The organism is Thalassobacter sp. 16PALIMAR09 (assembly GCF_000765485.1).
Lineage (GTDB): Bacteria > Pseudomonadota > Alphaproteobacteria > Rhodobacterales > Rhodobacteraceae > Thalassobacter > Thalassobacter stenotrophicus.
The window spans coordinates 21894-38130 of sequence record NZ_JHAK01000008.1 but is presented as its reverse complement, the minus strand read 5'-3'; the positions used below and the strand labels follow the sequence as shown (position 1 = coordinate 38130).

Sequence of the window (16237 nt, the reverse complement as noted above, 5' to 3'; positions counted from 1 at the left end):
GTGACACCTACAACCCGTTCTCGCCAAGAGTTAGCCGATATGGCGATCCCGGCCTTGTGGTCAAACGGTGTAATGTCTGTGGGGCAGTTCCCTAGGCAAAAAATACCGCAGCGCGTGGACGACCAGCCTGCCTCTCGGTCCATAATCAAGGCCGCTGTCCCCGACTTGAAACAGCCCAGAACATGGAGGTCACCGGATCGAATTCGGAAAGCCAACGCGCCTGCGCCCTTCGCAAACATGCCTTTGGGAACGGTCCCAATACGCGCCTTGCGGCTGGGTTATTTCCGAGGCAGGGTCAGGTTTGGAAATAGCGTATGAGACTTGGGGAGAGCAGCATGGCGCAGGATGGTATCCGGCTGGGAGTAGATATCGGAGGCACCTTCACGGATGTCGTTTTAGAAGGGCCGGGCCTGTTCGCATCCACCAAAGTGCTCACGACATATGCTGCGCCTGAAGACGCAATTGTTGAGGGATTGCAAAGGGTTTGTGCAGCCGAGGGCATCGCGCCCAGCGCCATCACCCAAATCATTCACGGCACCACACTTGCCACCAACGCCCTGATCGAACGGCGCGGCGCGCGCACCGCTTTGATCACCACTGAGGGTTTTCGTGACGTAATCGAAATGCGATCCGAAAGCCGGTTTGAGCAATACGATCTGAACCTCACCCTGCCCGAGCCCCTCCTGCCCCGCCAACGCAGGCTGTGCGTGCGCGAACGCGTCAATGCACAGGGAGAAGTCATGATCGCGCTGGATGAGGCCGAGGTCGCCACCCGCATAGATGAGATCGCCGCCATGGGCGTCGACAGTGTCGCCGTCGGCCTGATGCACAGCTACCTCAATCCCGCGCACGAGCGGCGCATCCGCGAGATGATCGCCGCGCGGCTGCCCGATGTCTCAGTCTCGATCTCGAGCGAAGTGTCCCCGCAGATGCGCGAATATGAGCGGTTCAATACAACCGTCGCGAATGCCTATATCAAACCGCTCATCGCCTCTTATCTTGGCCGCCTTGAAGCCCGCCTAAAGGCCGAAGGCGTAACAGCTGATGTATTCCTTATGCATTCGGGTGGTGGAATTATCAGCCTCCAAAATGCTGCCGACTTCCCCGTTCGTTTGGTTGAATCTGGTCCCGCCGGGGGGGCCGTGTTTGCCGCCGATATCGCCGCGCGCCATGGCCTTAATAAGGTGCTGAGCTTTGACATGGGCGGCACCACAGCCAAAATTTGCCTCATCAAAGATCAAACCCCCAAGACCGCGCGCGTTTTTGAGGTTGCGCGCACGTACCGCTTCAAAAAAGGCTCTGGGATGCCGATCTCTATTCCAGTGATCGACATGGTTGAGATTGGCGCAGGGGGCGGCTCACTTGCGTCCGTCGATGCGCTTCAACGGATTGCAGTTGGCCCAGAAAGCGCCGGGTCCGAGCCGGGGCCAGCATCCTACGCGCGCGGCGGCGATCGGCCCGCGGTGACAGACGCGGACCTTATGTTGGGCAAGCTTGACCCAGCGGCCTTTGCAGGTGGGCGGATCACGCTGGACCGTGACGCCGCGGCGGGCGCGCTGGATACCGCTGTCGCTACCCCCCTCGGCATGACCCCACAAGAGGCTGCCTTTGGCGTGACAGAAGTTGTCGACGAAAACATGGCCAACGCCGCGCGCGTTCATGCCGTTGAGAATGGCGAGGACCTCAGCGACTACACCATGATCGCCTTTGGCGGGGCCGCGCCGCTGCACGCCGGACGGCTGTGCGAAAAGCTGGGGATCAGCCGGTGCCTTGTGCCGCCCGGTGCGGGTGTCGGCAGCGCGATTGGCTTTCTGCGCGCGCCCTTCAGTTTTGAGGCGACGCGATCGGTATACATGCGGCTCAGCGCGTTTGATGCAGACACCGTGGCACAATTACTGGCCGAACTCGCGGATGAGGCGACCGCATTTGTGCGAACCTGTGACGCAACGGCCCCGATTGAAACGGCGGTTAAGGTCTATATGCGCTATGCAGGCCAAGGCTGGGAAATTCCCGTAACGCTGACGCCCACGCAGGCCGGGGCACCCGATGCCGCGACGTTTGTTGCCCGGTTTGAGGAAGACTATGCCCAGTTGTTCGGGCGCACCGTCGCGGGGCTGGACATCGAAATCACGGTCTGGTCGGTCAACGCCTCTACGCCGAAATCTCCGCCCCTACCGATGCCAGAACGCGCGGCCCCAACAACACTGGCACCGCACCAAGCAACCAGACAGATGTTCGATCCCGCGCGTACCACAACGCTCGAGGCCGCAGAGATAGCCCGGCGCGCGCTGGCCCCGGGGATGCGCTGCCCGGGCCCCGCTGCCATCGTCGAAGAAGAAACCACCATCATCGTCCCCGCCAGCCGCACGGCCCTATGTCACGCCGACGGCTGCATTGAGCTTAGCCCTGAGGGAGCCCAGCCATGAGCCTGTCATCCGTCGCCGCACAAGTCATGTGGAACCGCCTGATCTCAATCGTAGAAGAACAGGCCCAAGCGTTGGTGCGCACTGCCTTTTCGACCTCAGTCCGAGAGGCCGGGGATTTGTCGGCTGGCGTCTATGATGCGCAGGGCCGGATGCTGGCCCAAGCGGTCACGGGCACGCCGGGCCACGTCAACGCAATGGCCGATGCGGTCGCTCATTTCCTTCGCCGCATCGGGCGCGATACCATGGCCGAGGGCGACGTCTATATCACCAACGACCCGTGGGAGGGGACCGGCCACCTGCACGATTTCACCATGGTCACACCCGTGTTTCATGGCGGTAAATTGGTCAGCTTCTTCGCCTGTACCGCCCATGTCGTCGATGTTGGCGGGCGTGGGTTTGGGGCCGATGCACATAGCGTCTACGAAGAGGGGCTGCACATCCCCATCATGCGTTTTGCGGATCGCGGCACCGTCGACCAAACGCTTTTGCGGATCGTGCGCAGCAACGTGCGCGAACCCGATCAATTGGTGGGCGATCTCTATGCTTTGGCCAGTTGTAATCAGATCGGCGTGCAGCGTTTGAGCGATATGATGGCAGAGTTCGCCCTGTCGGATTTGGCCGAAATCGCGGGCTTCATTCTAGACAACTCACGCGCGGCGACCCTCGCACGGATCGCGGCCCTGCCGCGCGCCACAGCAACTGGTGAAATGACGGTCGATGGCTTCGACACGCCAATCACATTGTGCGCCACGGTTACGGTCGAAGATCAGCGCATCGTTACCGATTTCACCGGCACATCGGGCGTAGATCCAAAGGGGATCAACTGCCCCCTCGTCTACGCCAAGGCCTACGCATGTTATGCGCTTAAAGTCGCGATTGCGCCGGATATCCCCAACAACCACGCCTCACTAGAGCCGTTTGAAGTCACGGCCCCCGCAGACACAATCGTCAACGCGGTCCATCCTGCGCCCGTCGCGTTGCGCCACATCGTCGGCCACTTCGTGCCGGACGTGGTTTTCAACGCATTCGACCAGATCGTACCGGGCGTTGTCCCTGCCGAAGGGGCGGGATGTTTGTGCAATTTCCAGGTCTCCCTCCGGCCCGCACCGGGGGCGGCAGAGGCCCGCCGAGCAGAGGTGTTGACCTTCAACTCCGGCGGCTCCGGCGCGCGGCCCGGCCTTGACGGTTTAAACGCGACCGCGTTCCCCTCGGGGGTAATGACCATGCCCGTTGAGGCAACCGAGCACGCAGGCCCGGTCATCATCTGGCGCAAGGAACTGCGCCCCGGGTCAGGCGGCGCAGGGACTGCACGCGGCGGATTGGGCCAAGTAATGGAGGTCGGCGCCCTTCCGGGCCATGAATTTGACCTGCAAGCCATGTTTGATCGCGGCGCCCACCCCGCGCGCGGACGACGCGGCGGGACGGACGGCGCACCTACGGTCATCACCCGTGAAGACGGCACGCCGATGCGTGTCAAAGGCAAACAGTTTGTGCCCGAAGGCGGGCGCGTGCACATGGCCTTTCCCGGCGGGGGCGGATACGGGCCCGCGTCCGACCGTCCGCTCAGTGCGATCCAACGCGACGTGGCTCGGGGCTATATCACGCCCGCAGATGCCCAGCGCGACTACGGCCTAACCCAAGCCCAGATCGACGCCGCAGAGGAGTTAGATCCATGAGCCAAGCCACACAAAGCCCCGCGCATTCCAGTTACGACGTCGTCATTATTGGCGGGGGCATCATGGGGGCATCCACCGCGTGGTTCCTGACGGATGAGCCCGATTTTAACGGACGCGTTTTGGTGATTGAGCGGGACACGAGCCTCGAATTTGCGTCGACCACGCATACCAATTCCTGCGTGCGGCAACAATTCTCAACCGAGTTAAACGTGCGCATCAGCCAGTTCACAGCTGAATTCGTCCATTCCTTACGGGACCGAATGGGCGGTGATGAACGTGTGCCAGAGCTGCGCATTCAGTCATTTGGGTACATGTATCTTGCGGCGGGTGAGGGCTTTGCCGACACCCTGCGCGCGAACCAAACGATACAACATGCGGCCGGTGCGGCCACCCAGCTTCTTACCCCCGATCAGATCAAAGCCGCCTACCCGTTCTACACCGTAGACGACATTGTCCTTGGCTCGATCAACACGGTGAACGAGGGCTATTTCGACGGCAGCACCGTTAACACATGGTGGCGACGGCAGGCGATTGAACGGGGCGTTGAATGGCTCCAAAACGAAGTGGTCGCGATCACCCGCACAGGCGATCAGATCGAGAGTGTGACACTCGCCTCTGGAGAGGTCATCTCCTGCGGGCAATTGGTCAATGCATCTGGTCCGCGCGGGGCACGCACCGCAGCCATGGCCGGGCTGACGCTGCCGATTGAGCCGCGCAAACGCTATTCCTGGGTGGTCAAGGCTGATCAACCGTTGGACCGCCCCCTGCCCCTGACAATCGATCCCTCCGGCGTGCATGTACGCGAAAACGGTGGCGGAACCTATCAGGTCGGCGCCCACAGCGACATCGACCCTGCCGCCGATTTCGACGATTTCGCGATGGACCCGGATATCTGGATGGACAAAGTTTGGCCCGCCATCGCGCACCGCATCCCAGCGTTTGAGGCCGTACGCATTCAGGCCGAATGGACCGGGCATTATGCCATGAACACCTTTGATCACAACGCCGTCCACGGACCGCATCCTGAAGTGCGCAATTTCCTGTTCATCAATGGGTTCTCAGGGCATGGGTTGCAGCAATCTCCGGCGATGGGTCGGGGGATGGCTGAGTGGATTACACATGGGGCCTACCAGACCTTGGACCTATCGGAGTTCGGCTACGATCGGCTCATGCACAATCGCCCAATCCATGAACGCGCTGTGATCTAGGCCAAACCCCGAGGCGAGCTATGTTGTTGTCGGGACAAGAGGAATACCGAAATGAAGACAATTACATTGGGCGCAAGCGGCCCACAGGTTTCGCAGTTTGGCATCGGGGCGATGTCGTTTGCGGGCATCTATGGTGACGCCACTTTCGCAGAAAGCCATGCCGTGTTGGACGCGTGCCGCGCGGCGGGGGCCACGCATATCGACACCTCCAACGTCTACGGTATGGGCCGCTCCGAGGAGATCATCGGTAACTGGTTCAAGCAGCGCCCCGGTGCACGAGCCGATATGGTGTTGGCGACCAAAGCAGGCATCGCGCGCGGCAATGAACGCCCGCGCAACAATGACCCCGACTACCTTGAGGCCTGCTTGGATGAGAGCCTCACCCGGCTTGGCGTTGACCATGTGGATCTGTTCTACATCCACCGCTACGACGCCGCCCACAGCCCCGAAGACGTGGCAGGCACGCTTAAGCGGCTGATCGATGCAGGCAAAACACGGGCCGTTGGATTTTCCGAGATTGCGCCCAGCACGTTGCGCCGGGCGTGGACGGAATGCCCTATCGCGGCAGTGCAATCCGAATACTCGCTTTCGACGCGCGCACCCGAACTGGGGCTGAGCCAAGCTTGCGCAGAATTGGGCACCACCTTGGTCGCATTCTCGCCAGTGGGGCGTAGCTTTTTGACAGACGCCCCATTCAGCCATGCGCGCGCGCAATCTCATGCGTTTTTGGCCAACAACCCGCGCTTTATGGAACCGAACTACAGCGCCAATATCACCGCCACGGATCGCTTCCGCCGCTTGGCTGCAGACATGGAGCTTCCCGCGGCGGCGCTTGCGATTGCTTGGGTTATCTCGCGCGGCGAGCATGTGCTGCCCATCCCCGGCACGAAAAACACCGCCCATCTGGCCGAACTGTTGCGCGGGACTGAGATTACGCTCACGGCTGAGGATTTGGACCGAATTGAAGCCGTACTGCCTGTTGGCTGGGCACACGGTGACCGATACTCTGACGTGCAATGGCAGGGGCCAGAACGCTTTAGCTAAGGCGCGAAATCAACAACGACGGGGTAGTGGTCTGTAGGCCATTCCCCGTCGAACTTTTGGCGCAGTACGACAGGTGCGCCAAGCGGCTGAGCGGGCCCTGCATACCCAATGTGATCAATCGCCCCAAACAAATTGAGGCCGCGATTGAAGTGAAACGTCGCCCCTTTGACGGGTGTAAATGTGACGCCCACGTCCTCCATGATCGCCAGCTTGCGCGCACCCAATCGCGCATTCATATCGCCGATGACATACAGGGTTTCTCCGGCCTCGATCCAAGGCTTAATCCGTTCCGCGATCAACTCGGCTGATTGCAAGCGATTTGATCGGCTACTGAAATCCGTATGGACATTCACCACACGAAACACCCGATCAGACCGCATATCCCGGAACTCGGCCCATGACGCAAAAGCAGGATACGACCCGTTGAACGTACGGGCGTAAAGGACATCCGGCGTTTCAGAGAAAAAGAACCACCCCTGTCCCAGCATTTGCAAGCGATCCCTGCGATAGAGGATGGGCTGGGTGGAGGGGAATGCGCGCGGGTCCCCTGCGGCTGCGGCCCCGTAGTTGGGGTTGTTGGACAGCAGCCAATCCAAAGCGAGGTTGTCGAGACTAATGGCACTGCCCGCAAAGCTCTCCATCTCTTGAAAGCCGATCACGTCAGCCTCAAGCGCCTTGAAAGCCATATCCAACGGACCCTTGCGCCGTTCCCAATCGGCCATCGACCATGGTCCCTCAGCGCGGGGCACAACGATGTAGTGCACATTATAAGTCGCCATGCGCAACGCCTCAGGCGATGCGGGCGGCAACGCAGGCGTGCCAGAATTGCGCAAAATCTGGGTGCAGCCGATGACGAAAACGCCCAGCGTCAAGATGAGTAGCGATTTGAGGATACGTCGGACCATGCACCAAACGTGGGGCATCACGTTCAGAAAGCCAGCACCACGCCATGAATTGTGACTTCGCGCAACGCTTAGCCCATGCAAAGCTGGCTGTGTCATTTGCTCCGGAGGTGTTTTCATGAAACGTACTGTTTTAGGTGCCGCAATATGGGCCGTCTTTTGTGGACCCGTCATCGCGCAGCAGGCGGCCGACGCCGTCGCACCAGAGCCCGCAAGCGCGCCGTTGGCGTTCGAAGCCATCTCACCGGAACTACGCCCCGCATTTGATGCCAAAGCCAAGGGTGCACCCGTCACAGCCCAAGACTGGATGGTCGCCGCTGCCAACCCTTGGGCGGTTCAGGCAGGTGCGCGCGTCTTGTCCGCAGGTGGAACCGCCGCGGATGCGATGGTCGCGGTACAGGCCGTTTTAGGTCTGGTCGAGCCGCAATCCTCAGGCCTAGGAGGCGGCGCGTTTTTGGTCTGGTATGATGGGGCATCGGGCGCGATCACCACGTTGGATGCGCGCGAAACCGCGCCATTGGCGGCCACTCCACGGCTGTTTCAGAACGAAAACGGCGAGCCGCTCAAATTCTTTGACGCCGTCGTGGGAGGGTTGTCCGTCGGCACGCCCGGCACGCCAAGGCTGCTTGAGGACGCGCATCGCCGCTGGGGCCGCGCCAACTGGGCCGGGCTGTTTGACGATGCAATCACCCTGGCGGAGGATGGCTTTCCCGTTTCACCCCGGCTGGCCGGCTTGGTCGAACGCGACGCGGACAGGTTGCAACGTTTCGCACCGACTGCTGCGTATTTCTTCCCGGATGGCGTAGGGCTTGCGGCTGGCGACACCCTAATGAACCCCGACTACGCGGACACCTTGCGCGCGTTGGCAGACCATGGCGCGGACGCGTTCTATTCGGGTCCCATCGCACAGGATATCGTCACGACAGTGCGCACGGCACCCGGCAATCCCGGCGTGCTAAGCACCGATGACCTAGAGCTTTATCAAGTGATTGAACGCAACGCAGTTTGTGCCGAATACCGCGCGCACGAGGTATGCGGCATAGGGCCACCATCCTCAGGTGGGCTGACCGTCGGGCAAATCCTTGGAATGCTTGATGGCTTTGATCTCGCAGCCCTCGGCCCCACATCGCCCGAGGCATGGCGTCTGATCGGCGATGCCTCGCGTCTCGCGTTTGCAGACCGTGGCCGCTACATGGCCGATAGCGATTTTGTGCCCGTCCCCGCGCGCGGCCTGATCGCCCCGGAGTATCTGGCAGAGCGGCGCAAGTTGCTCGAACGCGATGATGCGCTGCCAGAAGTAGTCCCCGGCATACCCAGCTTTGATCATGCCAGTTTGATCTGGGCCGATGACGAAAGCCTTGAGCTGCCATCAACCTCACACATCTCAATCGTAGACGCATACGGCAACGCATTGTCGATGACGACGACCATCGAAAACGGCTTTGGCTCGCGCCTGTTTGTGCGCGGCTTCCTTTTGAACAATGAGCTGACAGATTTCTCATTCCGCACGCATCGCGATGGGGTGCCGATTGCAAACGCGCTGGCCCCGGGCAAGCGGCCTAGGTCCTCAATGGCACCGACGATTGTTCTAAAGGATCGGGCGCCCGTATTGGTAATCGGCAGTCCGGGAGGCTCTCGGATCATCGGATACGTGGCCAAGTCGATCATCGCCCATCTGGATTGGGGTATGGATGTGCAACAGGCCACCGCTTTGCCACACCTTGTAAACCGCTTTGGTACTTATGACCTCGAAGAAGGCACCAGCGCCGAGGCTCTGGGCGGCCCATTAACCGAACTTGGGTATGAGGTTAATGCTCGCGCCCTGACATCTGGGCTGCACATGATTGCCATCGGCAACGGCATCACTGGCGGGGCTGACCCGCGCCGCGAAGGGATTGCGTACGGCCGTTAGACAGCCTCAGGCGTCGTCGGATGGCCGACGGTGCAAGGCTGGCATGGCGTAAGGCACCCGAGCTTTGTACGCCGCGAACCGGTCCCCATAACGGGCAGTGAACCGACGCTCCTTTAGGATGGGCGCGCCGAGGCAATAAGTCGTAAGGATTATAGCCACCGCAAGCTGGTCCGGTGTCCAAACAGGCACGGTCCACAGCGTCAACGCAAAGGCCACATAAATTGGCTGACGGATCAACCGAAACAGCCCGCCCGTTGGCATGTCTGGGAAAACTGGCTTGATCTTGGCCATCAAAGACATCCAGCCCAATGCGCCCGATTGCACCTCGGCGCCGGCATCATAGCTGGCCTTGATCAACAGCAACCATGCGCTGGTGTAGAGGCTGCACATCAACCAGAAAACGCCCCCCTCAGCCCGCCACCAGACCACACCACTGGGCGTCCAGAGCGCGAACAGGAGCAGCAATTGGCCGGACGCAACAATCGCGTAAGTGGTTGTCATGAGTGTCGATGCATACTCGCGAGGGGCCAACCTTAACAGCCACTTGCCCCCCCGCGTGGTCAACAAAATGGAATGCGCGAGCGGGAATTGGATCAGCAAAAGCGCGTTGACCAAATACGACACGGGCGCGGGCACGGTCCCCAAACTTTCACTCATCCCAAAAAACATCGCAGCGATCATCGCAACAACAGCCAGCCCAAAGATCGCGTGGCATACCGCGCCAAATGCGAGCGCAACGGCGATGCGGCGCAGCCCCCTTGGCGGTCGCAGCGCTCCAGAGATCAATCGCAAAAGGCGCACAATCGGGGTGGGTTCGGGTTCAGTCATGTACGCAGAGTTAGGCGGCATGGACGGGATTTCAAAGACAGCCTAACTATTACCGCTGCTCACCCTCATCTGATTGATCCCAAACGTATTGCCCGGTCTTTTGATCCAGCGTCAGTCGGACACCCTGACGGGGGCGCGCAGCCTTGGTGGCTACAATGACAGCCACAAGCAAAAACACCACAAAGGCCACTGCAATGGTGAGAATGACCTCCATGTTTTGCTCCCTTACCCTCAGATGCCTCGAAATTCTTGATATCCTTACGGTAGGCCCCCGGGGCCAGATTTCACAGACTTTTCGCCCCAGCCAACGGCTGCATGTGCGCAACAACCGCTATGCGCTTTGGAATTTATCGAGCCTTCACTCAATTTAGAATAATTCTAAAAACGTCTTGGAATGGCACATAACATCCCTATATCCAAAGGCATGGAACGGCCAACACACATTCAAAAACGCACAAATTTACCCCAAAACAGGAGAAAATCATGACGCAGACAGCGGCGACACTTACGACAAACGCGCAAGCAGAGATCGTGAATGGCCTGAACCAATGTGTGGCAGAAACGGCTGTCACCACAATGCTCGCACAAAACTTCCACTGGAACGTGACCGGCATGGCCTTTGGCCCCCTGCACGACCTGTTTCAGCAAATCTACGAAGACCATTTCGTAGCGCAAGATGACCTCGCGGAGCGGGCCAAGGCCCTGCACGGTCACGCTGAAGGCACCCTTGGAGGCATGCTGAAACGCTCAAAAGTGACTGAAGTTGAGGGTGTTCCAGCTGCCGAAGATATGATCCGCCTGATGATGGAGGCACAGAACACTGTCGCCTCAAGCCTTGCGGAAACCGGCAGTCTAGCTGCAGATCACGGTGACACACTGACCGAAGATTTGTGCATCGCACGCGGTCAGACCCACGAGAAATTCGCGTGGCTGCTGCGCGCGCATATCAGTTGATAAACAGAAACGGGGCGGGCTGATGGTTTCAGCCCGCCCCATTTTACGGCACCCCGGGCTTAGCCCGCAGCAATCACCGCGCGCTTTGCCATCACCTTGATCAGTTGAGCCCTGTATGCGGCGGAACCGTGCAAATCACTCATGAGCTCTTCTTCCGACACATCAACGCCATCAACAGCAGCTGGTGTGAAGCGAGCTGCGAGTGCGGCCTCTAACACTTGGTGGCGAAAGACCCCGTCTTCGCCCGCGCCCGTGACAGCCACACGCGCATCGCCGTCCAAAACGGCGACGAAAACACCGACCATCGCGTAGCGCGACGCAGGGTTGGGGAACTTTGCATAGGCCGCCTTTTCAGGGATCGGGAACCGCACGGAGGTGATAATCTCGTCCTCATCCAGATCGGTCGCGAACATACCGGCAAAGAACGCATCGGCATCGACCTCGCGACGATCTGTGATGATCGTCGCGTTCAACGCAAGTGCCGCCGCCGGATAGCAAGCGGACGGATCATTGTTGGCTAATGAGCCACCAATCGTGCCCATGGCGCGCACGGCAGGGTCGCCAATGCCGCCCGCAAGCGTCGCAAGCGCAGGAATATGCGTCTGGACATCCGTGTGTAGTGCCACATCTGCGTGGCGCGTCGCGGCCCCAACAACCAGCGCGTCGCCTTTGATGCAAACGCCCTGCAACTCAGCCAAGGCACGGATATCGATCAGGTCACTTGGCGCGGCAAGGTGTTGTTTCATTGTGGGCACAAGCGTCTGACCACCCGCAATTACTTTGCCATCTTCCGCATCACCCAAAACCGCGACCGCGTCCGCGACAGAGGTCGCTTTGTGATATTTCAACTCATACATCGACGTATCCTTTCTCAGCCAAACCCATCTACTGGGCCGCCTTGGCCGCGCCCGACATGGTCTGTGCGGCGTCTGCAATGGCTTTGACGATGTTGTGGTAGCCGGTGCAGCGGCACAAATTGCCCTCTAGCTCTTCGCGAATAGCGGCCTCGGTCAGAGGCTGGCCCATGGCCTGATAGCGCGTCACGATGTCGATGCCCGCCATCACCATGCCCGGCGTACAAAACCCGCATTGCAGCCCGTGATGCGTGTTGAACGCCGTCTGCATTGGATGCAAATCATCCCCGTTCGCAACGCCCTCAATCGTCGTGACGTCTGCTCCGTCCAGCGACACCGCAAGCGTCGTGCAGGCCTTAATCGCCCGCCCATCCACGTGGACCAAACAGGCCCCACATTGACTGGTATCGCAGCCAACATGCGTTCCCGTCAGACGCAAATCTTCGCGCAGGAACTGTGACAGCAAGGTATTGTCTGGCACCTCCCGGCTCACGGTTTGTCCGTTGACCGTCAGTTTGACGCGACTCATGGCTTTCTCCCTGTGGCTTGGCGCGGTTCGCCACCGAAGCCTACCCTTTCAAAGTTCAATTGCAACGCGATCGTGACGACGCACTGGCCGCACTACGATCTGGACCTAATGAAACCGCAAGATTCAACTTTTCAACGGGCTTCGTTCGTGATGCCTTGAAGCATAGATCGTAGAGTGTCGGAGGCCGACCCCCATGAAATCGCGCACAAAAGTCGCCGTCATCGGTGGTGGTATCGCTGGCTGCTCAACCTTGTATCACCTAACCCAAGAGGGTTGGAGCGACGTTGTCCTGATTGAGCGAGACGAGCTGACAAGCGGAACGACTTGGCACTCTGCCGCGCAGGTGACGAACTTCGGGATGAACCAGACGATGGTCGGGCTCAAGTCGCACTCCATCGCGTTATACAAAAAGCTGCGCGACGATCCGGAATACCCCGTGGGTTATCATCATGGCGACGGCGGCATTCGGTTGGCCAATACCGAAGGCCACATGCAGGGCTATCGCCACTTTGCCTCGATGGCGCGCGGCATGGGCGTTGAGTATGAGATCTTGGATGCCGAGGAATGCGCGCGTAGGCATCCGCTGATCTCAACCGAGAACCTGCTGGGGGGCTTGTGGGATGGGGAAGACGGTGACATCGACCCCGCCCAACTGTGCCAGGCCCTCGCGTTTCATGCGCGCAAAGCGGGTGCTGAGGTGTACCGCAACACTGCGGTGACCGGCCTTAAGCAACTGTCTGACGATACTTGGGTCGTGCACACAACCAAGGGCGACATTGCCGCGGACATCGTTGTGAACGCAGGCGGCTACCGCGTAAACGAAATCGGTGCGATGATGGGCGTTCGGCACCCCGTGGCGTCGATGGAGCACCAGTATTTTGTCACCGAAGACATCCCCGCCATCGCCGAGGCCGGTCACAGGATGCCGCTCTTGCGGTGCCCGATCTCCGACTACTATTCGCGCCAGGAAAAAGGCGGATTGCTGGTTGGTTTCTATGAACAGGATTGCAAAACGTGGGGGATGGATGGGATCAGCCCCGACTTTTCCAACGACCTCTGCCCAGATGACCTAGACCGCGTGATGGACGTCCTAGAAGGCGCGTTTGAGCGGATGCCTGTCTTGGCTGACGTGGGCATAAAGCGGGTGGTTAACGGCCCCATCACCTACACCATCGACGGCGCACCTTTGGTGGGCCCGATCCCCGGCAAGCGGAATGCATTTTGCATCATCGGCCTGCGTGCTGGGCTCGGAGAAGGCGGCGGGCACGGCTGGCTTTTGGCGCAACAGATCGTACATGGCGAAGCGTGTTATGACACTTGGTGTATCGATCCGCGCCGGTTCACGGGCCACGCAACAGTCGAGTTAACCGCGCTCAAGGCTGTCGAAGATTATCAAAATGAGTTTCGCTTTCACTTTCCCCACGAACACCGGCCCGCGGGACGGCCTGCAAAAACCACCCCCCTTACCCCTGTATTAGCGGCCGAGGGCGCGGAATTCACAGTTGTGAACGGGTGGGAGCGCATGGACTACATCAAGCCGACGCCGGACTTTGTGGCGAGGCATTCCTTTGCGTTTGACAACACGTTTAAAGCCGTCGGCGCCGAAGTGGCACATGTCCACACCAAGGTGGGCCTATGTGAGGTCAACGGCTTCACCCGATTTGAGATTACCGGTGTCGACCGCCACGCATTCATGGACCGGATGAGTTGCAGCTTCGTGCCCAAACAGGACGGACGCGTAGGCTTGGTCTATCTGCTCAATGAGCAGGGTATGGTAAAATCAGAGGCCACTGTGGCCAACCTGCCAGCCAGTGACCGTGGGCCTGAACGCATGTGGTATGGGTCTGCTGCGGCAAGCGAATACCATGATATGGATTGGCTGTGCGCGCACATGCGTTCCGATGAAGACGTTCAAATTCGCAGTCTTACCAACGACATGACGATCCTTGTTTTGGCCGGCCCGGATGCCCGCGCCGTGCTACAGGCTTGTGCGCGCGGCGATTGGTCAAACGACGCATTCCCGTTCCTGCGGGTGCGCGAGTGTGAAATCGGCTTTGTACCAGCCACTGTTATGCGGGTCAGTTTTTCCGGCGAATTGGCCTATGAAATCCACGTGCCCAACGCATCATTGTACGCGGCCTACCTAGCACTGCGTGCGGCTGGAGAGAACTTTGACCTACGTTTATTCGGCGCACGCGCAGTTGAGTCTATGCGGATGGAAAAAGGATTTTTGCACTGGAAAGCCGACCTCATCACCGAGTTCGATCCCTATGAAACGGGCCTCACCCGGTTTGTACGTATCGACAAGGGCCCGTTTGTTGGCCGCGGAGCTTTGAAGGAGTGCCTTGCGAAGGCGCCTCGCAAGCAACTCGTAACGCTGCATGTCAAAACAGATCACGCGCCCGCACACGCTGGCGCATCCCTGATGGAGGCCGGTCGCGTTGTCGGTACGATCACGTCTGGGGCGTGGGGGTATCGGATCGAGAAAAACTTGGCCTACGCGTTTGTTGAAACTGAATTTGCCAATGTAGGTGCCACGATGTCGCTCGATCTTTGCGGAGATCTGATTGAGGCCGAAGTCATAGCGCCGGGTGCTTTTGGCCCAGAACACAAACGTATGCGTGGGTAGAAGCCGTTGATTGCGTTTGGCATTCTTGGTGGCTAGAGGATTTCTCGGGCAAGGGGCGTACAATTCATTTGGTTAAAGCAAAAGAACCCCCGCTATTCCGCCAAATAACTTTTCCAAAGTGCAATCAACTCGGTCGTTTTTTCGTATTTGCACAAAGCCAAAAGAATTGCGCCCGACTGAGTTGCACAGAAAACGGATCGGCCGCCAGCAGGATGCCCACTGTAGATTGCGCACGCCGGCTTAGGCGCATCTTCTAATCCGATGCAAGCTTGCTCATCGTGGCTAGCCCCCTCTTCAACTGCCAAAGACTTGAGCGAATTCAACAAACTAGGATCACCCCAGAGCACGTGAAAATCTCCACCCTTCCAGACCACCAATGCCTCTACATGCGTGCGAAATTGATCGGAGAAAGCGGCAAGAGGCGATGGTTGGATGGCATCACTTTCGCCTATATCACCCGATGTTTCGTGCAACGCAGGGGGGGCACGCTCTTCATTGTTTTGAAATGTGCTAAGGTCAAAGCGCTGCGAACGAACCGTTATGCGAGCGGTGCTGTCCAAAAAACGCTCCAATGCCTCGGCGACAGGCTCTGCACGAACAGCTTGATGGGGAGCCTCAGTTTGAGCAGGCTTGTAGAAACGATTTTCGCCTGAACAAGCGGTGTACTCGACGCCCAACAAGCGCCCTCTGTTTACAAAAAATGAAATTGCCTCTGATCGGTCATTTGTGAAGATAAGTCGCCTCGGCAGTTGGGTCTCTGCTATTTTAGCGATCAAGTTCTCTCTCGGATCATCCGTACCCAAAATGGGTCCACTGGAAACGATTGCGGATTGAGGACGCGATAAGGCCTGTAGCCGAGACACCAGCACCGAAATATCAGAGCATTCTAAGCCGCTCTTCATTTCGGCATCTCCAATGCATCAAGCGCAGCGCGCACTGCAGGCAAAAAACGCTGAAGGGAAATGCGACCCGTACATACGCAGCAAAACACATCACTTTGCTTGATCGTCGATTTAAGAAAAACACCCACTTCTTCAGGCTCAATCAGTACCGCTTCGAAAACCCCGGCATCAGAACCGTTGGAAATAAGAGCCTCTATGGGGCCGTTTGCTTGGTGGTCAAGAACGGCCTTTGCGGTAGAACACAGACTGCTAATCTCTTCCTGCATGCGAGACGTATCCGCGCTCACAGAGAGGACCATTCCCGCCTCTAGGTCGGCGAATGCCATCAACGTGCATTCAGGAAACTGATCCCGAAGTGACTGCATTCGTTTTG

General features: G+C 59.0%; 14 protein-coding genes. 7 read left to right on the top strand and 7 right to left on the bottom strand.

Features of this window, described 5'->3' with window-relative positions:
* Positions 1-335: 335 nt before the first annotated feature.
* Genes PM04_RS14295 through PM04_RS14280 form a run of 4 tightly spaced genes read left to right on the top strand, consistent with a single transcriptional unit; the run spans position 336 to position 6354 of the window.
* Positions 336-2426: a hydantoinase/oxoprolinase family protein gene (locus PM04_RS14295; protein ID WP_038008103.1), complete on the top strand. Its 2091-nt coding sequence runs from the start codon at positions 336-338 to the stop codon at positions 2424-2426.
* Positions 2423-4102, top strand: coding sequence for a hydantoinase B/oxoprolinase family protein (locus PM04_RS14290; protein WP_038008101.1), 1680 nt, complete (start codon positions 2423-2425; stop codon positions 4100-4102). The genes PM04_RS14295 and PM04_RS14290 overlap by 4 nt, the downstream gene beginning before the upstream one ends.
* A complete protein-coding gene (locus PM04_RS14285) occupies positions 4099-5310 on the top strand; it encodes an FAD-binding oxidoreductase (protein ID WP_038008100.1) in 1212 nt (403 codons plus the stop codon). Before PM04_RS14290 ends, PM04_RS14285 begins: the two co-directional genes overlap by 4 nt.
* Before the next feature lie 51 nt (positions 5311-5361).
* Entirely contained in the window at positions 5362-6354 is a 993-nt protein-coding gene (locus tag PM04_RS14280; protein ID WP_038008099.1) for an aldo/keto reductase, read from the top strand.
* On the opposite strand, the gene PM04_RS14275 is transcribed toward PM04_RS14280, so the two are convergent.
* Positions 6351-7376 carry an endonuclease/exonuclease/phosphatase family protein gene (locus PM04_RS14275; protein WP_369793319.1) on the bottom strand — a complete coding sequence of 342 codons (1026 nt, stop codon included), beginning with the start codon at positions 7374-7376 and terminating at the stop codon, positions 6351-6353. The two genes, PM04_RS14280 and PM04_RS14275, sit on opposite strands and share 4 nt — an antisense overlap.
* Here PM04_RS14275 and ggt point away from each other — a divergent pair.
* The gene (gene ggt / locus PM04_RS14270) at positions 7375-9168 is read left to right on the top strand and encodes a gamma-glutamyltransferase (protein ID WP_038008098.1); all 1794 of its coding nucleotides are present in this window, start codon (positions 7375-7377) and stop codon (positions 9166-9168) included. The genes PM04_RS14275 and ggt overlap by 2 nt on opposite strands.
* A 6-nt stretch (positions 9169-9174) precedes the next feature.
* Here ggt and PM04_RS14265 read toward each other — a convergent pair whose 3' ends face one another.
* On the bottom strand, positions 9175-10017 hold the full coding sequence (locus tag PM04_RS14265) for an isoprenylcysteine carboxylmethyltransferase family protein (protein ID WP_234702884.1): 843 nt from the start codon (positions 10015-10017) through the stop codon (positions 9175-9177).
* Between the two features lie 28 nt (positions 10018-10045).
* A complete protein-coding gene (locus PM04_RS18015) occupies positions 10046-10210 on the bottom strand; it encodes a hypothetical protein (protein WP_161785711.1) in 165 nt (54 codons plus the stop codon).
* Positions 10211-10479: 269 nt separating this feature from the next.
* On the opposite strand from PM04_RS18015, the gene PM04_RS14260 reads away from it, so the two are divergent.
* Positions 10480-10950 carry a Dps family protein gene (locus PM04_RS14260; protein ID WP_038008095.1) on the top strand — a complete coding sequence of 157 codons (471 nt, stop codon included), beginning with the start codon at positions 10480-10482 and terminating at the stop codon, positions 10948-10950.
* Between the two features lie 59 nt (positions 10951-11009).
* On the opposite strand, the gene PM04_RS14255 is transcribed toward PM04_RS14260, so the two are convergent.
* Both PM04_RS14255 and PM04_RS14250 read right to left on the bottom strand, forming a co-directional pair.
* Positions 11010-11807 (bottom strand): xanthine dehydrogenase family protein subunit M, encoded by a 798-nt coding sequence (locus PM04_RS14255; RefSeq protein ID WP_038008094.1) that lies wholly within the window; start codon positions 11805-11807, stop codon positions 11010-11012.
* A gap of 28 nt (positions 11808-11835) precedes the next feature.
* The gene (locus tag PM04_RS14250) at positions 11836-12333 is read right to left on the bottom strand and encodes a (2Fe-2S)-binding protein (protein ID WP_038008093.1); all 498 of its coding nucleotides are present in this window, start codon (positions 12331-12333) and stop codon (positions 11836-11838) included.
* A gap of 193 nt (positions 12334-12526) precedes the next feature.
* On the opposite strand from PM04_RS14250, the gene PM04_RS14245 reads away from it, so the two are divergent.
* Positions 12527-14962 carry an FAD-dependent oxidoreductase gene (locus tag PM04_RS14245; protein WP_038008092.1) on the top strand — a complete coding sequence of 812 codons (2436 nt, stop codon included), beginning with the start codon at positions 12527-12529 and terminating at the stop codon, positions 14960-14962.
* Between the two features lie 92 nt (positions 14963-15054).
* On the opposite strand, the gene PM04_RS14240 is transcribed toward PM04_RS14245, so the two are convergent.
* Positions 15055-15864: a hypothetical protein gene (locus PM04_RS14240; protein WP_152594047.1), complete on the bottom strand. Its 810-nt coding sequence runs from the start codon at positions 15862-15864 to the stop codon at positions 15055-15057.
* Positions 15861-16130 (bottom strand): hypothetical protein, encoded by a 270-nt coding sequence (locus PM04_RS14235; RefSeq protein WP_152594046.1) that lies wholly within the window; start codon positions 16128-16130, stop codon positions 15861-15863. The genes PM04_RS14240 and PM04_RS14235 overlap by 4 nt, the downstream gene beginning before the upstream one ends.
* Positions 16131-16237 lie beyond the last annotated feature (107 nt).